The sequence below is a fragment of the Streptococcus suis genome (genome assembly GCF_046032115.1).
In the GTDB taxonomy this organism is placed as follows: domain Bacteria; phylum Bacillota; class Bacilli; order Lactobacillales; family Streptococcaceae; genus Streptococcus; species Streptococcus suis_AJ.
In genome coordinates this window covers 1-24,312 of the sequence record NZ_JARQOZ010000006.1, presented here as the reverse complement: position 1 = coordinate 24,312, position 24,312 = coordinate 1, and the positions used below count along the sequence as shown (strand labels likewise).

The window sequence follows — 24,312 nt, the reverse complement described above, 5'->3', positions numbered from 1 at the left end:
GTAACTCGAGTGTTCATCAGCAAGTTTAGCTCTTTTCTAAAATCCAATCTTTAGGAATGAATATCATGTGAGTCAGGAGCCAATCAATATCTAGTGAGTATTTTGAGAAGGCAAAGCCAATTTGTTCAACTCCAGAATCGTCATCATCCATCCCCAAAATAGTCGTTGCATGTCCGTAATCAGCATGACTATCATCAAATAGACGCCAAGCGAGAGCTTTATAGACTAATTTTTTTGCATCGTACAAAGTATAGCATTCTCTGAATTCCGAAAAAGCTAAACAATCTTTTCCTTTGGGCTCCACACCCTTGATTTGGGCAATGGCAATCAAACTTTCATAATTGTGGTAACGTAGGGAATTGTTTAATGATTGGGCCAAGCTCACTGCATAATCCAATGCTAAATCACTCACCTCAACTGCTACTGTTCCCAATTGTTCCCGTAGTGGATTGAGCAAACCAGCTGCAAAGCGAGCTAACTCTTCTCGGATCTCTTGAGGCAAATTCTCTATGTCTTCAAGAATAACTCCCCTATCTTGCTCAGAACCCTTATAGATATTGATGTCTAGCCCCTGCTCACCCAATTTTTCCAGCTCAGGATCAAAACCTGTTTTCCCAGCTTGAACATACTGCGCGAGAGTTTTATAATAACCTTCTGGCAAGATAATACGCTCTAGGTTATCAGCTGTTTCAATAGTTGTCATGTTTTTCTCCCCCCACGTTTATTTATATTGTTATTGTAACAAGTTTATATCTTTTTGTAAACCTTTTCAACTCTTATTACATACTTATACGAAGGATAAGAATTTCATACATCAACTCTTACCAAAACAAACGTGTCCCATGCACCTGGTCAACTGGTAATTTTTGCAATAAGTCAGGCATATTGTCCACTGTCAAGCCACCACCGATTAAGATTTCAATTTTGCCTTGAGCATAGGTTACAATTTCCTGCAACCATTCCACATTGTTCAAGGCAGAACCAGTCAAACTTCCTCTTGTCAAAATCCGAGTTACTCCATGCCCAGCCAGCCAATCAAGAGCCTCAAATTGGCGTTCTTTAGGGATTTGGTCAAATGCCATGTGAAAGACAATCTGACAGCCTTGCGATACCTCAAACAGCCCTTCCAAAGCGACTTCATCCAACCATTTTTCCTCTGTCAAGACACCATAGACCAAACCATCTGAGCCTAGCTCTTTAGCCACCTTGCAATCCTCCATCATCATCTCTAACTCTGCCTCATCGTAGCAAAAATCGCCACCGCGGGGTCGAATCATGGTCATGACTGTTGCACCCTGCTCGTGAGCCAGTTGGCAAACATGTTTGATTACAGCATAGCTCGGTGTCGTCCCTCCGACTGCCAAATTATCGCAGAGTTCAATCCGCTGGGCCCCCATCGAAATAGCTTTGGCAACATCTAGATGGTTTTCAGAACAAAATTCTTTTATCATGGTCATTCCTCTCCAAGTCTTTTTCTTAAGTATAACAAAAAAGAGTATATTAACCAATACTCTTTCTACTAATGATAGCATCTTTCAAGGAAATCAGAATCACCGCAAGTAAGATGAATAACATGCCGACAAAATCAATCGTATAAAAATGTTCATTGACCAACCAGACCGCAAAAAAGACTGATGCAATTGGCTCGATAGAAGCTAAGAGGCTACCATTTACCGGTCCCACCATGCTGACGCCTTTGAGAAAGGCTGTATAGGCAAAAATGGTCCCAACTCCGACAATCCCCAGTAAGCCCAACAGACTACTGCCATCAAGCGGAAGATTGCCCTGCCAGGTTTGTAAGCCAAGCGTGACTACAAAACCACCCATCAGCATTCCTAGCCCTATCACCACTATACTGCCGTATTGACGAATCAGTTTTCCTGGCAAAATAATATAGAGCGCATAGGTAAAGGCAGAAAAAATTCCCCAGAATAAGCCAATTGGCGTCACAGCCAACTCATCCAATTTGCCATGGGTTGCAATTAAAAATGTACCTGCGATTGCCAAGATAATTGAAACCAACTCAATTCCTGATGGCTTTTCCCTATTTTTCAAACATGTATAGGCCAATACCAAGACAGGACAAAGATATTGGAGAACAGTTGCCGTTCCTGCATTTGTATAGTAAATCGCTTGAAGGTAGGCCATTTGATTGAGTACCAAACCAAGCATAGCAAAGACAAAAATGCCCAACAAAGCCTGTTTGCTCTTTAAAACCCTAATTAACTGCTCTCTAGCTGTCAAATAGGCTAGCCCGAGCAGGAAAACACCGGATACCATCAACCGAAGGGAGGTAATCATATCCACTGAAATACCGCGTGACATCAAATACTGGCCACTCACGCCCGAAAGCCCCCAAGCTATCCCTGCAACTAAGGTTATCAAGGTTCCCAATCTTTTTTCTGCCATCCTATCTCCTTTTCACAATGCGAATAGTCCTATTATACCAAAAGAGCAGGCATGAAGGAAAAAGACAGGACCCCTTCCCTAAGTTCGCGTCAACATCTCAGCGCAGTGGTTGATTGGGTTTAACAGTCCAGTGGACTGTTGGAGCTGTGCGGGGGTGGGAGTAAAATAGTCCAGTGGACTATTTTAGCCTGAACCTACTGTTTGGAAGTGAGGGGAACTCTTTTTAGGTTGGTCGAGTTCTGTCCCACTCCCACTCCTTGCTATCATTATTTTTTGAGACCCACAAACTCTACAAATCGCATAAAGGCTGCCTGCCCTTCCGGTGTTCGTTTGTAGACACCTGCATCTTCCAAGACGCGGGCAAAGATTTGTCCGACGGAGGCTCGAATGACCTCTTCAGCCGTCACTTCTGTCACAACTGGATGTTCTGCTTTTAACCTGTCTGCCCAAGGCTGATGATAAACTGCCACCTGACTAGCTTGCCCCAGTAGGTATTTCTTGACTTCTGCTAATTCTGCTTTTAAGCGTGGAGGCAAAATCGCCAAGCCCATGACCTCAATCAAGCCGATATTTTCTTTCTTGATATGTTGGACGTCTGGATGTGGATGGTAGATACCATCTGGAAATTCTTCCGAGGTTTGATTATCGCGGAGAACCAAATCCAGCTCGTACAAGTCCCCTCGTTTCCGAGCAATCGGGGTGATTGTATGATGGGGAGTTCCATCCGTCTCAGCCTTAATCTGAACGCTATCATCTGAGTAGCTCCGCCATTTTTCCAAAATCTTAGTCGCTAAACCAAGAAGCGATGGCTTATCTGCTGAACTCAAGCGAATCACCGACATAGGCCACTTGACAATGCCAGCCGAAACGGACTCAAAGCCGTCGAAGACCAGCTGGCCTTCTATCGGTGCCTTTTCCATGGCAAAACTGTGCCGCCCCCCCTGATAATGATTGTGGGTCAAGATGGAGCCACCCGAGATTGGTAGGTCGGAGTTGGAACCGACAAAATAGCCTGGCAACAAATCCAACAAGTCCAAGAGCTGCTCAAATGTTCGCGGACTAATAACCATCGGCACATGTTCCTGATTTAGGAAAATAGCATGTTCATTGTAGTAAGCATAGGGCGAATACTGGAAGCCCCACTTTTCCTGACCAAGATCCAAGCGAATAATGCGGTGGTTAGCGCGTGCTGGATGGTTAATCCGACCCTGATAGCCCTCATTTTCCATACAGAGTAGACATTTGGGATAATTACTTGCTTCAGCTTTCGTAGCAGCTGCAATAGACTTGGGATCTTTCTCAGGTTTGGACAGATTGATTGTGATTTCCAAATCCCCATATTCTGTCGAAACTGGATAATAGATATTTTTCGCAATTGCAGCCATCTTGATATAGTCATTGCGCTTGCTCAATTCATAAAAGTCCTCAATCGCTTGCTCTGGACTATCCTGATAGGTCTGCCAAAAATCACGATTGACCTGACTCGGACTCGGTGTCATCAAATCCATCAAACAAGCCCCAACCATGTCCTGCTCTTCCAGCAATTCACCCACAAAACCAGTTCGAACTCCATAAGCCAATAGTTCATCTTTTAATTCAATCAAGTCCTCTAACTCTGTTTGAACTGTTAAAACCTGGTCCCCCACCAAAGCCAAGACCCGATTGCGCAGGTAAAGGGCATCCATTTCCTCAAAACTACTGTTGGCAATGATCTGCTCAACAAAACGATCCACCAATCCTGTCATCATTTCTCCAATCTATTATTAATAATAGTCTTTCAGTTTACTTTTAGTATAAGGCAACGAACTGCAGGCAGTACTGAAGTACGGCAAAGTGAGTTAACGCAGTAATAAAAGATAAAATGAAAGACTATAAGACGCGAGAGCCTCCAGCAATCTCAGCTACATAAAAGCTTGGTTCATAGCCGACCACCTCAGTATAGGTCTTACCAACATTTTCAGTAAAGGCATCAACCTTATCCTTATGGACAATGGCAATACCACAGCCACCGAAACCAGCTCCTGTCATCCGAGCACCGAGAACGCCTTCTTGCTCCCAAGCTGTGTGAGCCAAGGTATCCAATTCCAAACCTGTCACTTCATAATCATGTTCCAAGGAAACATGAGAAGCATTGACCAAACGACCAAAGGTTGCCAAATCTCCTTCTTCCAAGGCCTTACGCGCCTGCAAGGTCCGTTGGTTTTCAAGAACAGCATGGCGGGCTCGCTTGATACGGTTCTCATCCTTAATCAAATAACTATATTGATCAAAAGTCCACTCATCCAATTCTCCCAGAGTTTGAATATTCAAGACTGCATTCAATTCTTCCACCGCTTTTTCACATTCCGCACGACGCTCATTGTACTTAGAATCTGCCAATTCACGACGTTTGTTGGTGTTCATGATGACAATCACATGGTCACCCAAGTCAAGGGGCACCAATTCATACTCCAAGCTATTGGTATCCAAATAAATGGCACGCTGGTCTGCTCCCATACCGATAGCAAACTGGTCCATGATTCCAGAATTGACACCGATAAAGTGATTTTCAGTTTGCTTGCCAATCTTCACCAAATCAAGACGCGTCAATTCAAGTCCGTACAACTCTTCTGCGATAATCCCAATCAAGAGTTCCAGAGAAGCTGACGATGACAAACCAGAACCATTTGGAATGTTCCCGTAAACAAAGACTTCCATCCCTGTATCGATGCTATGTCCTGCTTCTTGCAAGAATTTAAGAACACCTTTGGCATAGTTGGTCCAGTTGTCCGCCTTATCAAAGACCAGATTGTTCAAATCCACTTCGATCACACCAACTTCTTCAAAGTTTGCGGAATAAAAACGTAGAAGCTGGTCGTCACGTTTGCGAGCAGCACCGTAGGTACCCAAGGTAATAGCCGCAGGAAAAACATGACCGCCATTGTAGTCCGTGTGCTCACCTATCAGGTTAATCCGACCAGGTGAGAAAAAAGTTGCATCTGCCTCTTGACCAAACACATCGAGAAAGGCCTGTTTGAGTTGTTCTGTGTTCATAGGAACCTCCTAGATTTTGTAATCGTTTTCTTTTATTGTACAACTCAAATTTTAAAAAGTCAATATATTTACTAAAAATTTACTAATTTTGTGTTTTGTGCTATACTAGAAACAAATAGACAGGAGAAAAACATGGTTACTATCAAAGAAATTGCCAAAAAAGCAGACCTATCCCCCGCAACCATTTCAAGAGTTCTCAAGGGAGACATGACCCTATCCGTCAGCCCAGAAACCCGACAAAAAATCTTAAGTTTGGCTCAAGACTTGGGCTACACCAAGCACCTCAAGAAACAAGCCCCCCAACAAAAAGGCACCGTCGGCATTGTCCAATGGTACACCGAAAGTGAGGAGCTAGCCGACCTCTACTACTATTCCATCCGGGCCAGCATCGAGCAGACCGCCAGCCTTCTGGGCTATCAAATCATTCGCTCCTTCAACGACTTGACCAATCCCCTGCTTCAAGGATTGGACGGCATCATCGCAGTTGGCAAATTTTCTTCTGGGCAAATAGCAGAGCTGGCTAGCCTGTCTTCCAAGCTGATTTTTGTGGACTCTGATACACTAACCGAGGGATTCTCCTGTGTCACGACTGATTTTGAACACTCTGTCCAGACAGTTATCGACCACTTCCATTCACAAGGTCTGACTGATATTGGACTTCTAGTCGGCCAGGAAGAAACCACAGACGGACACCAACTGCCAACAGACCCCCGCCTGACTGCCTTTCGGACCTATCTAGAAACCTTGGGCATGCTCCAAGAAAGTTATATCTATCAAGGGAAATTCTCTACTCAATCTGGCTATGTGCTAATGAGCCAGGCTATTTCCGACCTGGGCGACCAACTGCCCCCAGCCTTCTTCATGGCAAACGATACTCTGGCTGTCGGTGCCCTTCGAGCCCTTCAAGAACAGCAAATCGCCGTGCCAGAACGGGTTCAACTCATCACCTTCAACGACACAGCTATCACGCGCCAAGTCTACCCATCCCTGTCTTCTATCAGCGTCTTCACCGAAGAAATGGGCCAGGAAGCCATGCAGCTGCTGGACCGTATCATAACAAGTCCAACTCCCCACCACCCCCGTAAGATTAAACTAGGTACCCAGCTGGTTATACGGGAGAGTTCTTACTAATCAAGGTATAAGAAAATCTTCCTACTTTTGAGTAAGAAGATTTTTTACATTCTCAATAATAATGATTATGAACCTCTTGAACTCTTAAATTTTTGAGGTAAGAAGCTGCTTCAGCGGTATTGATGCGAATAGCTTCCAATTGACCAATCTGTATTGCCTGCATGTAGTTATTATAGCGAAGAAGTTCAACCATCTTCTTACTGTTAATAAACTGCTCTTGTTGCAATCGTAGCATTTCTTCTTGGTAAGCTAATTGGGTCGCTTTATACTGTGTATCATCGTAGAGATTGACTAGTTCTTTGATATTATCTGCCTTAAAGTTTTCTAGGGAAGCAATAAAGAAATCAACCGCATCCATAAAATAATAATCTTTAGGATACCAACCCTGCCCAAACATTGACAATACTTGCGCAGCTTGATTTTGTTCAAGTTTACACTGTTCTTTCTCCCGTGCTATCTCTTCATTTCGTTCAATTTGGCGCTTGTACTCTTCCACCCTCATTTCATTGTCTTCAATACGCTTACGATTTTCTTCATCAATCAGCTGATTAATAAAACTAACCCATCTTGGATAGAAAAGATTTCCTAAAATCAAAGAAACAGCTACTACAACTACTGATATGATGCCAAATACAATTGCTACAAGAATATCAACACTCATAAAAGATTTAACTGCTACATGTATAATATTCAACGGTGTTGTTAATACAATGAAAAGTGATATAAAAATTCCAATTCCTATCCATGCGCCTTTATGCTGACGCATCTTTTTTTGGATTAGAAAAACGAGAACGGCACTTGCGACTAAATACCAAAACAGTTCTCTAACATTACCTGCCCCCCAAAGACCTAAAAACAAGAATTTTGCAATATTTCCAATTGCTCCCATCAACACTGCATAGAATGACCACTTCAACAGTCTTTCCGATACAGGTTTTGTTCCATCTCCGAATGAATCCGCTAGTTCTTCTTGAATAAGCTCTGCTTTTCTTTTAGCATTTTCAAGCTTCGTCAAAGCGATCTCTTTTTCATAGATAAAGGTCAGCCCCTGACGTATCGTATAGAGATTATTCAATAATTGTGCTCTTTCTTCCATATCTTACATTCTTTCTGTTTTTTTCCTATATAAGGAAAAATAAAGCAACAAATACTTTATTCTTCCCACCACCATTTGTATCTTATTTGACTTGGCTTTGCAGTCTCTTTCCATACTCTACCTGTTGCTTTAGAAATGTATCCCATCAAAATTCCTATAGCTATAAAGGATAGCTTCGTAAATTTCCAGAGAAATGACAATAGTTTATGAACAATATTCATCACTTACCCTCTACGTTTTCTTTTTGTAACTGCAAGACCAGATAATACTGCCACACCTGCGAGTGCCAACAGGCTTGTTTGTTCCCCTGTATTTGGTAAGGTTTTAGCACGTTCTACACGTGAGTAAGTAATCCCTTGTGGTGTGACGGTTACACCTGCTTGTGGGTTCGCCACCACAACCTTACCGTCAACAACTTTCACATCTTGACCTTTTGCAACGGCATCTTTAACCAAGTTAACATCGACAGCTGGTTTTGCGTCAACAGTTGGTGCTGTTTTTGGTACTGCAACAACTGTTCCGTCTGGAAGAGTAGCAATAATGTTGTCTTTTGCTTTGTCTTCAAGGTCTTTAACTGTTGCGTATTCAGCTTGAAGTTCTGTCAATTTAGCTTTTTCTTCAGCAAGTTTAGCAGTAACCGTTTCAAGTTTAGCTTGAGCTGTTTCAGCTTTAGCTTTTGCTTCAGTAAGAGTAGCTTGTTTTGCTGTGAGAGTTGTTTGTGCGTCAGCAAGAATTGCAGGAGCATTCAAGTAACCGTTCAATTCTTCAGCAAGTTCTTTTGCTTCTTTAACCAAGCGGTCTTTTTCTGCAAGGAGTGCAGCACGTTCTTTGTTCAAGCTATCAAGGGTTGCTTGTTGGCTTGCAAGGTTAGCTTGAGCTGTTTTAAGAGCTTCAGCTTTTGCAGTTGCAGTAGCTTGTGCTGTAGCAAGTTCAGCTTTAGCAGTATCAAGAGCTACTTTCTTTTCAGCAAGATTTGCTGAGAAGTTGTCAACAGCTTTTTGAGCGTCTGCTTTGCGTGTTTCAGCGTTTTGAAGTGCAATGGTTGCAAGACGCAAGTTATTTTCTGCTACCTGTGTTTGAAGCGGTGTAGCAGCAGCATCAGCAAGGGTTTTCTCTGCCTGTGTTTTAGCTTCAAGTGCGGTAGCGTAATCTGAACTTGCTTGGGTCAACTTAGCTTTAGCTTCATCAGATGCAGTTTGGGCCGCTGCAAGAGCTGCTTGAGCTTGAGTGAGTGTTGCTTGAAGTGTTGCTGGGTCATTTGGGTTAGTGATTGGGGTGCCTTCGTTTGTGAATGCTACGACCAACCAATAATCACTATTGATATTTGCAATAGCAATACCAATGTTATTTGCAAAATTCAAGTTTGCTTGCAAGTGACCCCAGTTTGATGGTGCATCTGCAAATGATGTGTTTATGAGAGCATCGTATACTGCACGTTTCAAATCATATTCGGTTTGAATGGTTGATTTTGAACCTAAACGGATTAGGTTTTCAACACCAGCTCCAATATGTCCATCTGTCAATGGGCTTGTTCCACGAGATTCATATTGGTCGGCACGTAATTGTGCTAAATCAATTGCAGCTTGTGTTACAGCGGTTGATGTTAATCCATTTAAACCTTGACGAATTTGAGTCAAGCCTTGTACGTATAATTGTGAAGCTGAAACCTTTTGTTCATTTGTAAGATTATCAATATCAACAATTACTGTTTTGCTGTTTTTACCGATTGATACAGTTGATGTTTGGATTACATCAGCACCAGAATCAGTCATAAAGTCTGAGTCGCCTGACGCTTTATCAGCTTTGAATTGAGTCAAGTCTGTGATTGTAACAGTATCCACACTTGCAAGAGCGTCTGTTGCTGATTTGACAGCATCAGTAGTCTTAGTTACTGCGTCAGTTGTTGTTTTAACAGTATCTTGTGCAGTAGTCAATTTTGCTTTTGCTGTGTCGACAGCGTCTGTTTTGACTGCAACATCCGTTGTGGCTGTATCAATCTTAGTTTGACGGTCTGCGTCTGCCTTTTTAGCTGTATCAACGGCTGTAGTAGCAGTTGTAACATTGTCTTGTGCTGTTTTGACGTCAAGGGTAGCTTGGTCAAGGTTTGCTTGAGCCTCTGCAAGACCAGTACCAGAAAGAGCATCTTGTGCTGCTTTGACATCAGCTTGTTTAGACGCTACAGTAGCATCCGCTTGGTCTTTTTCTGCTTGGGCTGTATCAACAGCTGTTTGTGCATCGGCAACAGCTTGTGTTTGTGATGCGATTTCAGCATTGACTTGGTCTGTTTCAGCAGCGTTTGCTGTTTGGTCAGCAAGGTTAGCTGTTTGGTCAGCTTGGTTTGCTGCAATGTTTTCTGGTGTTGCTTTAGCAGCGTTTGCTTCTGCGTCAGTTACAGCTTGGGTTGCAGTATCAACAGCAGATTGTGCGTTAGACACTTCTTGGTTAGTTGTGTCTACTTCAGCTTGAGCTTGACCTGCTTCAGTAGCAGTAGCGTCAACAACAGCTTGTTGTGCATCCACTTCTGATTGAACTTCAGCAGCAGTTTTTGGTGCTTCAACAGTATTAGTTTCTGTTGCTGGTGTTTCATTTGCAACTGGTGTTTCAACAGTTGATGCCAGCAATGATGCTTCAGCTTCTTCATAAGAAGAGTAAGTTTCATTTGGTACAGATTTTACAATTTCGCCTGTAGCATGATTGACAGTTTGCCATTCACCAGTAACACGGTTCAATTGAATACCATATTGTGTATCTGCTGATACGTTAGACACACCAACGGTTGCAAGGGTGATAGCAGCACCTGTTGCTAGAGTTTTGAGTGTTTTCTTGTTCATGGATATCTCCTTATTATTAGGATAGGCTTGACTGTGAAATCAAACCTTGATATAGGCAGTATTAACAAGCAATCCATCAAGTATTTTAGCTTGCTTGTTATACTATTCTAACATTTTTTAGTGCAATCTTCAACACTTTTGCTATTTTTGAGGTGCAATATAACCTACTTATTATTTGTTCCTTTTCTCTTTACAATAGTAAGAAAAGGTGTAAAATATGGAACAAGACAAACTACAAACATTTATTGCTAAAAGAATACGGTACTTAAGACTTCAAAAAAGGTTAAGTCAGGAAAAGCTTTCTGAACTCGCAGATCTTGGTTCGAAACATGTTCACAATATTGAAAATGGTAAATATAATTTTCAAATCCAAACCCTAAGTAAAATCATTAATGCTCTAGAGATAGATGAAAAAACATTTTTTAACTTTGAATTCCCAACACAAGATAAAGAAGTTGATAATGTTCTTAAACAAATAGAACAATTGCCCTCTGAGAAACGACATGATATTATTTCAGCTTTAAATACATTATTATCCAATATAAATAACCGCTAAGATACAAACATCCTAGCGGTTTTCTTCTATTCATTTTAATCCAACAACTTAGCCAATTCCTGAGCCAAGAGTTGTTGTGCAACTTGTGGATTAGCTTGTCCCTTGGTTGCTTTCATCAAGAAGCCTGTAAAGGCCTTATCGGCATTGCGTTTGCCTGACTTGAAGTCAGCTACGGCTGCTTCGTTATCCGCAAAAACTTGGTGGATAATCGGAATCAAGACCGCAGGGTCTGAAATCTGTACCAAACCAGCTTTCTCAACGTAGGCCTTAGCAGAGCCACCTTCTTTGGCCAGGTGAACAAAGACTTTCTTGGCAATCTTAGATGAAATAGTTCCATCCGCAATCAAGGCAATCATCTCCACCAAGTTTTCAGGTGTCAAAGCAATTTGCTCAATAGTCTTACCTTCAGCATTGAGGAACTGAGCCACTTCACCCTGCAACCAGTTAGAAACTTGTTTGGCATCGCCACCTGCTGCCACTGCTACTTCAAAGAAGTCAGACAAGGCCTTGGTAGACGTTAACTGACCAGCATCATAGGCGGTCAAGCCCAAGTTCTCCACATAGTGAGCACGGCGAGCCTTTGGAAAGACTGGTAATTCTGCACGCACTTCCTCAATCCAGCTATCATCAATCTCGTAGAGCGGTAGGTCTGGCTCTGGGAAGTAACGGTAGTCAGCTGAACCTTCCTTGACACGCATGAGAATGGTTTCACCAGTAGATTCATCGTAACGACGAGTTTCCTGTTGGATTTGACCACCTGAACGCAAGATTTTTGCCTGACGTTCTACCTCGTGCTGCAAGCCCTTACGAACATAGTTGAAGGAGTTGAGGTTTTTCAACTCAGTCTTGGTACCAAATTTTTCTTGACCATAGGGACGAAGGGAGATGTTGGCATCCACGCGCATAGAACCCTCTTCCATCTTCACATCTGAAATACCAGTGTATTGGATGATTTCCTTGAGAGCTGTCAAATAGGCATAGGCCTCTTCAGGCGAACGCATATCTGCTTCTGATACAATCTCAATCAAGGGCACACCCTGACGGTTGAGGTCCACATAAGAATAGCCGTCTGTCCCGTGGGTATTCTTACCTGCATCCTCTTCCAAGTGGGCACGCTCGATACGGATTTTCTTAGTCGTACCGTCTTCTAGCTCGATCTCAATCCAACCATTGTAGCCAATCGGCTCGTCAAACTGGGAAATCTGATAGGCTTTAGGGTTATCAGGATAGAAATAGTTCTTACGGTCAAAGTGCATGTCCTTGTGAATGTCCATGTTCAAGGCCAAGGCAGCCTTGATTCCCGCATCCACAACACCCTTATTAAGGACAGGAAGGACACCTGGGAAAGACCAGTCAATCACGTTGGTATTAGCATTTGGATCCTCACCAAAATGAGCAGATGAAGGTGAGAAAATTTTCGAGTTGGTATTCAACTCCACATGGACTTCTAGACCAATAATCGTTTCAAAGTTCATTAGTTAGCACCTCCAAAAATCACTGGTTGTTGCTTGTGGTAGTCTGTTGTCGCTTCAAAGGCAGCAGCCACTTGGTAAATGGTCTCTTCTGAGTATTTTGGACCAATCAACTGCAAACCGACTGGCAAACCTTCCACAAAACCAGCAGGAATGGAAATACCAGGGAGACCTGCCAAGTTTACAGGAATTGTTAACAAGTCCGCCAAGTACATGGCCACAGGGTCATGGTTGAGCGTGTCCAAACCAAAGGCAACGGTCGGAGCTGTCGGCCCCAAAATCAAGTCATAGTCCGCAAAGACTTTTTCAAAATCCTGGATAATCAAGGTCCGGACCTGACCAGCCTTCTTGAAGTAGGCATCGTAGTAACCTGATGACAAGCTAAATGTACCTAACATAATACGACGTTTGACTTCCTCACCAAAACCTTGGCTACGGGTTTTCACGTAAATTTCATCCAAGTTGGTCGCATCTTCTGCACGGAAACCATAACGGATACCGTCAAAACGTTGCAAGTTAGAAGAAGCTTCTGATGAAGCAATGATGTAGTAAACGGCAACCCCATACTTAGAATGTGGCAGGCTGACTTCCTCGATAATCGCCCCCAAACTTTCCAAATGCTTAGCAGCCTTGAGAATGGTTTCCTTGACCTGCGGATCGATCCCTTCTCCCATGTATTCTTTTGGCAGAGCAATCTTCATACCCTTGATGTCCTGACCAATCTTGCTAGTGAAGTCAGCAATTTCATTGATTGTTGATGTTGCATCCTTGACATCATGACCAGAGATAACATTGAGCAACTGGGCGTTTTCCTTAACTGTCTGTGAAAAGGGACCAATCTGGTCAAGAGATGAACCAAAGGCAATCAAACCAAAACGGGACACCGTTCCATAGGTCGGCTTCATACCGACGATACCATTAAAGGCTGCTGGTTGACGAATGGAACCACCTGTGTCAGAACCGAGTGACAAACGGACCTGACCAGCAGCAACTGTTGCTGCCGAACCACCTGATGAACCACCAGGAACTTTTGTCTGGTCCCAAGCATTTTTAGTCGGTTTGAAGGCAGAGTTCTCATTCGAACCACCCATTGCAAACTCATCCATGTTGGTCTTACCAACAACAATCATATCCTTTGCATAAGCTTGGGCAATAGAGGTTGCATCAAAAATTGGCTCATAATTGTAGAGCATTTTTGACGCTGCTGTGGTCAATATTCCCTTGGTTGAGATATTGTCCTTAACCGCCAAAGGAATCCCCGCCATGACATTGTCCACATCAATCCCCTTTTCATCAAGGGCAGCTGCCTGAGCCAAAGCCGCATCTTCTGTGATAGTCAAGAAAGCATCCACTGCTCCCTCACGGCTCTTAATGTCTTCCAAAGTTGCCTTGGTCAACTCAACCGCAGAAATCTCCTTTTTGACAAGGAGGTCATGCAATTCATCGATGGTTTTATTGTTAAAAGTCATTAGGCATCTCCTCCCCCGTCTAGAATAGCTGGTACCTTGATAAAGTTATCTTGTGATTCAGGCACATTTTTAAAGAGCTCTTCACGGCTCTCACCTTTTTGGGCAATATCTGCTCGCAAGACATTCTTACGGTCAGCCATAGTGGTCGTTACCGCAACACCTGTCGTATCCACTTCATTGAGCAATTCAACCATATCGACAATCTTGCTCAAACTTGTCGCAAATTCCGCTGTTTCTTGATCCGAAAATTCCAGCTTAGACAGCTTGGCAACGTGACGGACTTCAGCTTCAGAAATCTTCATTCTTACTTTCCTCCTAATGGAAATCTATCTTCTTATTATACCATATTTCCAGCCCCAGACAAAGGTAGAAATGACCTAATATGTTACCAATTTCCTCCTAAAAATCCGTTCTTTAAATTGCGAAGTATTCCTAATCTCACACCGTAAAACGATAAAAAACAGCAAGTTTCACCTAGCAATAAAACTTACTGTTTACTTAGCCTATCTTTTTTATGAGCTAATCCTTTGCATGTTTGCGGTATTTTTCCATTTTCCCTTTAAAAAGCTCCCCATTACTTGGTGCTGTATAGGAGACAGCATTGGCTCCAGCTTCGATAACCCGACGAATAGAGTCCTCAGTCGGACCACCAGTCGCAATAATTGGAAAATCAGGGAAAGCTTCTCGAATCTTCTTCACAACCCTTGGCGTTTCCATACCGCAAGAAACATTTAAAATATCTACTCCTGCTTTAATCCGTGAGGTTAAATCAGACTTTTCAGAAACAACTGTATAAATGATAGGAATATCCACTACTTTATTGATTGCCTCAATTGTTTTTACATCCGTTGGTCCATTTACCACAACAGCGTATGCTCCCTCCGACTCAGACAATAGACTCATATTAGCTGAACGCATACCTGTCGTCAAGCCTCCACCAACACCAGCCAAGACTGGAACTGACGCAACCAACATAATACTTTTGATAATAGCTGGACTGGGCGTAAATGGATAAACAGCCAAAATAGCATCTGCATTGTGATTGGCAATAATAGACACATCCGTTGTAAATAAGACTGAACGAATGCGACGACCATAAATACGAATTCCACTACATTCCTTGATAACTTCTGGCATCTGAACAATATCCTGCCGTAAATCTGATAAAACAGATGGAATAAACTGTTCGCTCATCCGCAACCTCCTCTATACTAGCTACAATAATATATAGTATAACATATTATTTCATGGAAGATACACAAAAACAATCCATTTTACCACTGCTTTCACAATAAAGTACTGTTTCAACAGATTTTTTTAAAAAAAGAGACAGCTTTCGCTGCCTCCCATTTCTCCGACCAAAATAGTCTGTAGGACTATCTTAACGACGGATTTCTTTGATACGTGCTGCTTTACCTTGCAATGCACGTAGGTAGTACAATTTAGCACGACGTACTTTACCGTAACGTACTACTTCAATCTTATCAACACGTGGAGTGTGGATTGGGAATGTACGTTCAACACCTACACCACCAGAGATTTTACGTACAGTGTACATTTCTGAGATGCCTTGACCTTTACGAGAGATAACAACACCCTCGAAAATCTGGATACGTTCGCGATTACCTTCGACAACCTTAGCGTGAACACGCACAGTGTCACCAGGACGGAATGAAGGGATGTCAGTACGAAGTTGACCTTCTGTCAAACTTTGGATCAATGGATTCATTTTATTCTCCTATCTTTGTCAATCTTAGGTGCTTTTAAACCCAGCGGATAAACTGTATTTTTGTGCGTCCATTACACACAGACTATATTATACACCAAGTAATCACCTATGTAAAGCATTTTGATAAATTTATCATGGTCAATCACACCGCTTCTTTTATAGTCTTTTAGTTTACTTTTAGTACTAGGCAACGAGCTGCAGACAGTACTGGAGTACGGCAAAGCGAGTTAACGAAGTAATAAAAGAAAAACTAAATGACTATATCAGAATCAGACTGACGACGTAGTTGTAGAGGGAACTGAAGTTCATTAAGCTAAGTCAACAAGGGCTGAGTTTGATTTTCGAAGAGTGTTAATGATACAGATTCCTGCTTGAGAAAAACGAAAAACCAGTCCACAGACTGGTCACTATACTATTAGTCAATGATTGTCGCACCAAGTACATGACGCAAATGATTGAGAGCAAACTGATGATTCTCCTCCGTCAATGCAGCAATGGCTGATGAGACCACCTCAATACGATACCCCTTATTATAAGCATCAATAGCTGTATGAAGAACACAAATATCAGACAAAACACCCGTCAAGACAACCGTATCTACACCACGTTCTCTTAATCGAACATCCAAATCCGTTCCAGAAAAAGCAGAATAATGGCGTTTATCCATCCAACGAACACGCGCATGCCCTGTATGTTTTTGATAAAAATCTGCTAAAGGACCATATAAGTCACGCCCTTGCGTCCCAATGATATTATGACTTGGGAAAAGCTGAGCTTCAGGATGAAATTCATCCCCCTCCTCATGACCATCAATCGCAAAGAAAATATAGTCTCCATTTTCAAAAGCTTCTTGCGTAACCTGAGCAATTCGTTCAGAAATAGCCTGAGCTGATTTTCCAGCAGTCAACTTTCCTTCGTCTGCCACAAAATCTATTGTATAATCAATCGAAATCAATGCTTTTGTCATGTTAGTAGTCACGTTTCTTAATTTCATCAAAAATAGCTGGGATGAGAACTTTCAAATAAGTCCCCTTCATTCCCAAAGAACGACTTTCAATAATTCCTGCACTCTCCAACTTACGCAGTGCATTCACAATCACCGAGCGTGTAATACCGATACGATCTGCAATCACAGAAGCAGTCAATTGCCCCTCATTGCCATCCAATTCACCCAAAATAGCTACAACCGCCTTCATTTCTGAATAAGATAGCGTATTTACCGCCATATTAACTGCCGCACGACGACGTATATTCTTCTCGTCTTCTTCCCGTTGGAAATTAAGTAACTGAATACCAACTACTGTTGCCGCAATCTCAACCAAAATCAAATCATCATCGTGAAACTGCTCATCATTCCGCCAAATAATGAGGGAACCAAAACGAATCCCCGTCACATGGATAGGCGCAATCGTTGTCAAACCATTAGGATAAGCTGCCCGTGACTCCACAGGAATAGCTGTCAACTCACTCTCCACAGGCAAGTTAACCTGAGTATCGTAGACCTGCGCAACTGCCTTTACATACTCCTCTGGATATTGTTTGTTAATGTAGAACTCTTCAACCCTGTCATTATTGGTCTTATAGTTCATGTGATAGCCTAAAATCTCACCCTCACTATTGATAATACAAGAATTACAATCAATAATGTCAGACAAGTGCTCCGCGATGGCATTGTATGGCAATTCTTCCGCCAACTGCTCTTCGGAACGCTTCAAAATAGAAGTAATATTCCGTGTCTTCTCTAATAATGTTATCATATTTTCCTCTTTACTCTGTAATTGCTTTCAGTATAGCAAAAAATACATAAAATTTCAACAATTATCAGAATATTTACCGTTATCAGAAAAATTCAAACAATTTCATTCAAGTAAAAAGAAAAGGCTGATTAACATTCAACCCAAAATTCCATTATCTACGATATTGCTGCAAGAATCGTGACATTTTTTCTTGAATTTCTGCCAACTCATCCACACGTGGTAAATACACAATACGGAAATGATCTGGATCCTTCCAGTTAAAACCTCGACCATGGACCAAAAGTACTTTTTCTTGCTTGAGGAAATCCAATACAAATTGTTCATCATCATCAACTCTGTACATCTCACGATCAATTTTTGGGAAGACATACAGACCAGCCTTAGGTTTTACAGCAGAAAGTCCCGGAATATCATTAATCGCCTTGGTAATGAACTCCCTTTGTTCATATAAGCGTCCGCCAGGCATCAAGAGTTCATCAACCGATTGGTAACCTCCCAAAGAAGTTTGAACAACCTGTTGAGCCAAAACGTTTGAACACAAACGCATATTGGACAACATATTCAAGCCTTCAATGTAACCTTTTACATGCTTTTTCGGACCAGATAAGACCATCCAACCTACTCGGAAACCACAAATACGATGTGATTTAGACAGTCCATTCATCGTCACAACAAATAAATCTGGAGCCAGTGTCGCAATAGGGATATGAACAGCTCCGTCAAAGACCATACGATCATAAATCTCATCAGAGAAAATAATCAATTCATGTCTACGAGCAATATCAATGATTCCTTCTAAAATTTCTTTCGGATAGAGAGCACCAGTTGGATTATTTGGATTGATAAGGACAATTGCCTTGGTTCGAGAAGTCACCTTGGACTCCATGTCTGCCAAATCTGGATACCATTCAGCTGCTTCATCACAAACATAGTGAACAGCTTTACCACCAGCCAAACTAACTGCAGCAGTCCAGAGAGGATAGTCTGGCATTGGCACCAACACCTCATCACCATTATCTAGCAAACCTTGCATAGACATAACAATCAGCTCACTCACGCCGTTTCCAAGATAAATATCTTCAATATCAACATTTGGAAATTTCTTTAGCTGACAATACTGCATGATAGCCTTACGTGCAGAAAAAATTCCCTTACTGTTCGAGTATCCCTCTGATTTACGGGCGTTATGAATCAAGTCACGAATAACTTCATCTGGAGCAGTAAAACCAAATTCAGCCGGATTTCCCGTATTCAAACGTAAAATCTGCTCTCCATTGGCACGCATGCGCATGGCCTCTTCCAAAACAGGCCCACGAATATCATATGCTACATCATCCAATTTTGTTGACTTGTTAAATTGCTTCATGTCGTCACCTCGACTTTCTATCTTTTCTATTGTACTGTAAAAGCAAAAAAAGTACAAGAATCCTTTACATTTTCTCTCAAAAGGCTTATAATAAAAATGTAAGGAACTACTCTACCTATTTCGGGACAAAGCTCTTCTGAAAGGAGTGATTATTATGACACAATCTTACAAAACAATACTCGTCGCTGTAGACGGATCTAAAGGAGCAGAATTAGCTCTTCATAAAGCTATTCATGTCGCACTACGCAACCAAGCACGTCTGATTATCGCCCATGTGATTGATACCCGTGCTCTCCACAATGTTGTTGCATTTGACGCCTCTGTCTATGAATCTTTAGAAAGAGAGGCGGAGCTCCTCCTCGAAGAATACAAACAAGAAGCCCTCAACGCCGGTCTGACCGATGTACAGATTCGCATTGAATTTGGTAACCCAAAAAACCTACTGGCTATCGATATTCCAAAGGAAACCGGTGCGGATCTTATGTTACTTGGAGCAACTGGTCTAAACGCCTTTGAACGTCTCCTAATCGGATCCTCATCCGAATATATCATGCGCCACGCAACTATTGATTTACTCATTGTTCGCGATGGAGAAAAAAGTTTATAAACCAAAAGACTTGATTTACGAATCAAGTCTTTTCATCTGTCTTTTCAGCTCTTCCTGAATCTTTTCCTCCGGCGCAAACCGTTCTTCCCAATCATCAGGTTTTAAAATTTTATGAGTAATTGGATCAAAATGGGCCTTCCCATCTGGAAATGTTTTCCCCATATTTGCAGTATGGACTATCTGAAAAATTGGTTCTGGATCAACCCCCATCAAAACAAACGAACCATATGTAAAATAAAGAATATCCAGCAAAGCATCTACCTGATCTCGCATCGAAACCCCGAAACTTCTCTTGCCAGATACCTTAACAGCAGCAGTATCTAAATCCTGATGAAGTTGTTGAATAAAATCATGAAACTCAACTTCAGATTCTGAAGCTGCATGTAGAAATTCTACCAACTCCTCCACTTTAAAACCAGCACGATGCAAAGCCGTCTGTCCATCATACACACTGGGAAGTTCTTGGGTTTCACCATCCATTAAAAAATGAAAATCCTTTACCCTATTAAAATTATCGTCCTTGCTCTGAAACATCTTATCCCTCAATCACACCAAAATGAATTAATGCCTTATAAATCCCATCACGATTATTTGTATCTGTAACAAAGGAAGCTGCTTGTTTAACCTTTTTCGTCCCATTTCCCATCGCTACCGAGTGCTGAATTTCATTCAACATTTCAAAATCATTATTAGAATCTCCGAATACCATAACTTCATCTAACTCAAAACCATATCGTTCTGCAACCTTTACAATACCCGATAATTTTGAATTTCCCTTACTGATAATATCCGTCGCATAGGGACTCGAACGCGTAAAAGACAAATTCGGAAAGAGCACCTCCAATGATTGTGTCTCCCTTTCCGTCGTCAGCAACATCAGCTGATAGATTGGTTGAAAGAGAAAACCCTTCAAATTCGTTTCCTGTTGAGGACTAATCCAACGTACCAAGCGATTGAAAATAAAGTTTATGATTCCAGCCCAGGACTCCGGAATCATACGCGTCACACGATATGCAAAATTTCCTGTTCCAGCACTCATAATCTTACTACCAAATATGCCTTTAGCAGTTCCAAAAGATAAATCCTTATGGTGAGTTTGCGCATACTCCATAATTTGTTCAATTTGCTTTGGCTCTAAACTCTGACTATAAATAACTTCTTCTCTTGAAAAAATATATTGACCGTTATAGGCAATGGCCAAATCTAGCCCTAAACTAGCCATATACTGCAAAACAAAACGAGGATCACGTCCTGTAGCTAGACCAACTAAAATTCCCTTCTCTTTCAAAGCATTAATGGCGAGAATAGTTGAACTACTAACCATACGATTGTCGGTCAATAAGGTACCATCAATATCGAAAAATACAGCCTTTATCGTCAACCAACTCACCTACTTTCTAAGAATTATGTTACAATTAGTATATCACACTTTGAAAGAAACTGAAAATTTATGAAAAAAATTCTAGTATTGCATACAGGTGGAACCATTTCTATGCAAGCCAATCATCAGGGTGAAGTTGCATCTAGTAAAATCAATCCAATGACCCAAATTGATAGCCCACTAGAAGAAATTCAAGTGACATCCTTGGATTTTCTCAATGTTCCAAGTCCGCACATTCGCTTAGAACACATGATGGCTCTATACCAAAAAATCAAAGAAGAACAAATGAACTTCGATGGTTTTGTCATTACACATGGCACAGACACTTTAGAAGAAACTGCCTATTTCCTTGATACAATGGCTATTCCAGAAAAACCAATTGTATTGACCGGAGCCATGCGTTCCTCAAATGAACTAGGTAGCGACGGGATTTATAACTACCGAACAGCCCTACGTGTGGCTGCTGATGATAAATCCGCAGATAAAGGTGTTCTAGTGGTCATGAACGATGAAATTCATGCTGCTAAATATGTTACAAAAACGCATACCACCAATGTCTCAACCTTTCAAACACCAACCCATGGACCACTGGGCTTAGTCACCAAACGAGAGATTCTCTATTTTAAAACTGCTGAACCACGTGTTCGATTTGACTTGTCAACAGTCACAGGAACGGTCCCAATCATAAAAGCTTATGCAGATATGGACTCCATCCTCCTTGATTCTCTCACTGCAAGCTCAATTTCCGGTTTAGTCATTGAAGCACTCGGCGCCGGAAATCTTCCGCCTACCATCCTTCCAGCCATTAAGAAACTTCTTGATCAAAAGATACCCATTATTCTGGTATCTCGCTGTTTTAACGGAATTGCTGAGCCTGTCTATGCCTACCAAGGAGGTGGCATCCAACTGGAACAAGACGGCATTCTATTTGTTAAAGAATTGAATGCTCAAAAAGCCCGACTCAAACTCCTTATCGCTCTCAATGCAGGCTTGGAAGAGCAAAGCTTGGCAGATTACATCCAAGGTTAATCGCTGACGAACTATACAATATGTCAAAAGACCAACACACATGTGTTGGCCTTTTTTATATGACTAATCCAACTCCTCTCTATCTTTCAAATTAGCAAGTAAAATCGACCAATTAGGGTCCTCCTGCCAATTTTCCACACTAACAATCTGACTAGCAACTCGTCTTGCTTCCTCTAAAATTGGATAGTCCTCGATAATATTTGCAACCTGAAATTCTGGCAAACCTGATTGACGAGTTCCAAATATTTCTCCAGACCCACGCATTTTCAAGTCAGCTTCAGCCAAAATAAAACCATCTGTCGTCTCTGTCATAATTTTCATGCGTTCCTTACCAGACTCTGTTCTAGGATTAGCAACTAACACTGCATAAGACTGCTTATGACCACGTCCTACACGCCCTCTCAACTGATGTAATTGGCTTAAACCAAAACGATCTGCATCCATAATAACCATCACCGTTGCATTGGGCACATTGACTCCGACTTCAATAACAGTGGTAGAAACCAAAATATTCGTTTTTCGCTCCTTAAAAGCCTGCATGATGGCATCTTTCTCGTCATTTTTCATCTTACCGTGTAACAAATCCACTGTAACTTGCTCTCCAAAATGCGCCTGTAAATCAGATTGCAGATCTACAGCATTCTTTAAATCTAGAGCCTCAGATTCTTCTATCAGCGGAGAGATAAAATAAACCTGGGCACCCACTTCTAACTCCCGCTCCAGCCAATCTAAGACCGTGGGCAGCTGTTGGTGTTTGACCCAGCGAGTGATAATTGGCTTCCGACCAGCAGGTAACTGATTAATAACCGATACATCCATATCTCCAAAAGCTGTAATGGCTAACGTCCGAGGAATAGGTGTAGCAGTCATCATAAGCACATCCGGATTATTACCCTTCTCACGAAACAGACGGCGTTGTTTAACACCAAAACGATGTTGCTCATCCGTCACAACCAAACCAAGCTTATGGTACGTCACACTTTCCTGGATAAGAGCGTGAGTTCCTACAATGATGTCTACTTGACCACTAGAAATCGCCTCCAAAGCAGTACGACGCTCCGCAACCTTCATCCCCCCCGCCAAAAGAGCAATAGAAAGTTCTGGAAAAAGCTGGCGCAAACTCTCAAAGTGTTGCTCAGCCAAAATTTCTGTCGGGACCATAATTGCAGCCTGCATCCCCGCAGTCACAGCAGCAAACATAGCCAATCCAGCAACTACTGTCTTCCCTGAACCAACATCCCCTTGTAACAAACGATTCATGTGCCCATAGGACTTCATATCTGATAGTATTTCAGCTAAAGCCCCAGACTGAGCATCCGTTAAGACAAACGGCAATTGTCTTATTTGCATAGCCAATCTATCAGCATCATAGGCAATCTTCAAACCATTCGAAATATCACGATTGTTGGCTTTCAGCAGTTGCAACTGTAATTGAAAATAAAATAATTCCTCAAACTTAATGCGTCGCAAAGCTTGTCTATACTCTTCTAAATTTGTCGGAAAATGCATCGCAAAAACCGCCTCACGGCGATTCATTAACCGATAGCGCTCTCGTAAAACTGATGGTAAATTCTCCTCTAATAAATGCAAATATCCCTGATCAATAGCTGTTTTTATAGCCTTAACCAAATTTACTTGCGAAATCCCCTGCGCCACATGATAGACAGGTTGCAGCTCATCTGATACTTGAGCCAAAACTTTCATTCCTGTCAAACTTGCCTTAGCCTTATCCCACTTTCCCCAAACTGCAATATCCTGCCCCAAAACAATCTTATCTGCTAAATAAGGCTGATTAAAAAACGAAACTGCTAAGACAACCTCACCCTGTTTCATTGAAAAACGGAGTCTATTTCTTTTGTAACCATAATACTGTACATTAGCTGGAGATACCACCTCCCCAACTACCACTGCCTTCTCACCATCCTGCAAATCATAAATAGACTTACTCTCAAAATCTTCATATCTAAATGGATAGTAAGTCAGCAAATCATTAATATTCTGAATGTTAATTTTTAAAAATTTTTCAGCCGATTTTGGACCAATCCCTGGCAAAACCGATAATTCATCACATAATCTTTTCATGTCTCTATTATATCAACAAACAATGAATAGACAAAGCAACAAGAAAAGAAAAAGGAGCCAAATAAAAGCCCATTCACCTCAAAAAACAAAAAAAGAGACCTAAGCAGCCTCCCAATATAGTCCGTACGGGATTCGAACCCGTGTTACCGCCGTGAAAAGGCGGTGTCTTAACCCCTTGACCAACGGACCATATACTAAAGATTTCTCTTTACTCCGCCAACAGGGCTCGAACCTGTGACATCATGATTAACAGTCATGCGCTCTACCAACTGAGCTATGGCGGAATATGCTAAGCGACTACCGTATCTAACAGGGGGCAACCCCCAACTACTTCAGGCGTTCTAGGGCTTAACTGCTGTGTTCG

20 protein-coding genes, 2 tRNA genes and 1 pseudogene are annotated in these 24,312 nt (G+C 41.8%); 4 read left to right on the top strand and 19 right to left on the bottom strand.

Annotation, left to right across the window (positions count from 1 at the left end; genetic code table 11):
* Positions 1-25 precede the first annotated feature (25 nt).
* From P7J36_RS03300 to P7J36_RS03280, 5 genes are all read right to left on the bottom strand, one after another.
* Positions 26-703, bottom strand: a complete 678-nt coding sequence (locus tag P7J36_RS03300) for an SEC10/PgrA surface exclusion domain-containing protein (protein WP_408551154.1) — start codon at positions 701-703, stop codon at positions 26-28.
* 118 nt (positions 704-821) lie between these two features.
* Positions 822-1,451 (bottom strand): copper homeostasis protein CutC, encoded by a 630-nt coding sequence (locus P7J36_RS03295; RefSeq protein ID WP_408551155.1) that lies wholly within the window; start codon positions 1,449-1,451, stop codon positions 822-824.
* A gap of 49 nt (positions 1,452-1,500) precedes the next feature.
* Complete coding sequence (locus tag P7J36_RS03290) at positions 1,501-2,409, bottom strand: DMT family transporter (RefSeq protein ID WP_408551156.1); 909 nt, start codon at positions 2,407-2,409, stop codon at positions 1,501-1,503.
* Positions 2,410-2,675: 266 nt separating this feature from the next.
* Entirely contained in the window at positions 2,676-4,157 is a 1,482-nt protein-coding gene (gene galT / locus P7J36_RS03285) for a UDP-glucose--hexose-1-phosphate uridylyltransferase (RefSeq protein ID WP_408551157.1), read from the bottom strand.
* Between the two features lie 121 nt (positions 4,158-4,278).
* Positions 4,279-5,442: a galactokinase gene (locus P7J36_RS03280; protein WP_408551158.1), complete on the bottom strand. Its 1,164-nt coding sequence runs from the start codon at positions 5,440-5,442 to the stop codon at positions 4,279-4,281.
* 132 nt (positions 5,443-5,574) lie between these two features.
* Here P7J36_RS03280 and P7J36_RS03275 point away from each other — a divergent pair, with 132 nt between their 5' ends.
* A complete protein-coding gene (locus P7J36_RS03275; RefSeq protein ID WP_408551159.1) occupies positions 5,575-6,573 on the top strand; it encodes a LacI family DNA-binding transcriptional regulator in 999 nt (332 codons plus the stop codon).
* A 52-nt stretch (positions 6,574-6,625) separates the two neighbouring features.
* Here the strand turns inward: P7J36_RS03275 and P7J36_RS03270 are convergent, their stop codons facing one another.
* Both P7J36_RS03270 and P7J36_RS03265 read right to left on the bottom strand, forming a co-directional pair.
* Complete coding sequence (locus P7J36_RS03270; RefSeq protein ID WP_408551160.1) at positions 6,626-7,669, bottom strand: hypothetical protein; 1,044 nt, start codon at positions 7,667-7,669, stop codon at positions 6,626-6,628.
* Between the two features lie 224 nt (positions 7,670-7,893).
* The gene (locus P7J36_RS03265) at positions 7,894-10,500 is read right to left on the bottom strand and encodes an SEC10/PgrA surface exclusion domain-containing protein (RefSeq protein ID WP_408551161.1); all 2,607 of its coding nucleotides are present in this window, start codon (positions 10,498-10,500) and stop codon (positions 7,894-7,896) included.
* Between the two features lie 217 nt (positions 10,501-10,717).
* On the opposite strand from P7J36_RS03265, the gene P7J36_RS03260 reads away from it, so the two are divergent.
* Entirely contained in the window at positions 10,718-11,056 is a 339-nt protein-coding gene (locus P7J36_RS03260; RefSeq protein WP_408551162.1) for a helix-turn-helix domain-containing protein, read from the top strand.
* A gap of 35 nt (positions 11,057-11,091) precedes the next feature.
* On the opposite strand, the gene gatB is transcribed toward P7J36_RS03260, so the two are convergent.
* The 8 genes from gatB to P7J36_RS03220 form a co-directional block, all read right to left on the bottom strand.
* On the bottom strand, positions 11,092-12,531 hold the full coding sequence (gene gatB / locus P7J36_RS03255) for an Asp-tRNA(Asn)/Glu-tRNA(Gln) amidotransferase subunit GatB (RefSeq protein WP_408551163.1): 1,440 nt from the start codon (positions 12,529-12,531) through the stop codon (positions 11,092-11,094).
* The gene (gene gatA / locus P7J36_RS03250) at positions 12,531-13,997 is read right to left on the bottom strand and encodes an Asp-tRNA(Asn)/Glu-tRNA(Gln) amidotransferase subunit GatA (protein WP_398581992.1); all 1,467 of its coding nucleotides are present in this window, start codon (positions 13,995-13,997) and stop codon (positions 12,531-12,533) included. The genes gatB and gatA overlap by 1 nt, the downstream gene beginning before the upstream one ends.
* Positions 13,997-14,299 carry an Asp-tRNA(Asn)/Glu-tRNA(Gln) amidotransferase subunit GatC gene (gatC, locus tag P7J36_RS03245; protein ID WP_011921930.1) on the bottom strand — a complete coding sequence of 101 codons (303 nt, stop codon included), beginning with the start codon at positions 14,297-14,299 and terminating at the stop codon, positions 13,997-13,999. The genes gatA and gatC overlap by 1 nt, the downstream gene beginning before the upstream one ends.
* A 217-nt stretch (positions 14,300-14,516) precedes the next feature.
* Positions 14,517-15,191, bottom strand: coding sequence for a hydrolase (locus tag P7J36_RS03240; protein ID WP_012774968.1), 675 nt, complete (start codon positions 15,189-15,191; stop codon positions 14,517-14,519).
* Positions 15,192-15,378: 187 nt separating this feature from the next.
* Positions 15,379-15,726, bottom strand: a complete 348-nt coding sequence (gene rplS / locus P7J36_RS03235; RefSeq protein ID WP_011921928.1) for a 50S ribosomal protein L19 — start codon at positions 15,724-15,726, stop codon at positions 15,379-15,381.
* A 415-nt stretch (positions 15,727-16,141) separates the two neighbouring features.
* Positions 16,142-16,693 (bottom strand): cysteine hydrolase family protein, encoded by a 552-nt coding sequence (locus P7J36_RS03230; protein ID WP_029189114.1) that lies wholly within the window; start codon positions 16,691-16,693, stop codon positions 16,142-16,144.
* Between the two features lies 1 nt (position 16,694).
* Positions 16,695-17,483, bottom strand: a complete 789-nt coding sequence (gene codY / locus P7J36_RS03225; RefSeq protein WP_029186848.1) for a GTP-sensing pleiotropic transcriptional regulator CodY — start codon at positions 17,481-17,483, stop codon at positions 16,695-16,697.
* A 151-nt stretch (positions 17,484-17,634) separates the two neighbouring features.
* Positions 17,635-18,849, bottom strand: coding sequence for a pyridoxal phosphate-dependent aminotransferase (locus tag P7J36_RS03220; RefSeq protein ID WP_105201845.1), 1,215 nt, complete (start codon positions 18,847-18,849; stop codon positions 17,635-17,637).
* A gap of 154 nt (positions 18,850-19,003) precedes the next feature.
* Between P7J36_RS03220 and P7J36_RS03215 the strand changes: the two genes are divergently transcribed.
* Positions 19,004-19,456, top strand: coding sequence for a universal stress protein (locus tag P7J36_RS03215; protein ID WP_024380030.1), 453 nt, complete (start codon positions 19,004-19,006; stop codon positions 19,454-19,456).
* Positions 19,457-19,471: 15 nt separating this feature from the next.
* Here P7J36_RS03215 and P7J36_RS03210 read toward each other — a convergent pair.
* A pseudogene (locus P7J36_RS03210) lies at positions 19,472-20,837 on the bottom strand (Cof-type HAD-IIB family hydrolase).
* A gap of 69 nt (positions 20,838-20,906) precedes the next feature.
* Here P7J36_RS03210 and P7J36_RS03205 point away from each other — a divergent pair.
* Positions 20,907-21,866 carry an asparaginase gene (locus tag P7J36_RS03205; RefSeq protein ID WP_024407233.1) on the top strand — a complete coding sequence of 320 codons (960 nt, stop codon included), beginning with the start codon at positions 20,907-20,909 and terminating at the stop codon, positions 21,864-21,866.
* A gap of 63 nt (positions 21,867-21,929) precedes the next feature.
* On the opposite strand, the gene recG is transcribed toward P7J36_RS03205, so the two are convergent.
* The 3 genes from recG to P7J36_RS03190 all read right to left on the bottom strand — a co-directional run bounded on the left by recG (position 21,930) and on the right by P7J36_RS03190 (position 24,232).
* Positions 21,930-23,948 carry an ATP-dependent DNA helicase RecG gene (gene recG / locus P7J36_RS03200; protein WP_408551164.1) on the bottom strand — a complete coding sequence of 673 codons (2,019 nt, stop codon included), beginning with the start codon at positions 23,946-23,948 and terminating at the stop codon, positions 21,930-21,932.
* A gap of 117 nt (positions 23,949-24,065) precedes the next feature.
* A tRNA-Glu gene (locus tag P7J36_RS03195) sits at positions 24,066-24,137 on the bottom strand.
* A 22-nt stretch (positions 24,138-24,159) separates the two neighbouring features.
* Positions 24,160-24,232: transfer RNA gene (locus P7J36_RS03190), tRNA-Asn, on the bottom strand.
* Between the last annotated feature and the right edge of the window lie 80 nt (positions 24,233-24,312).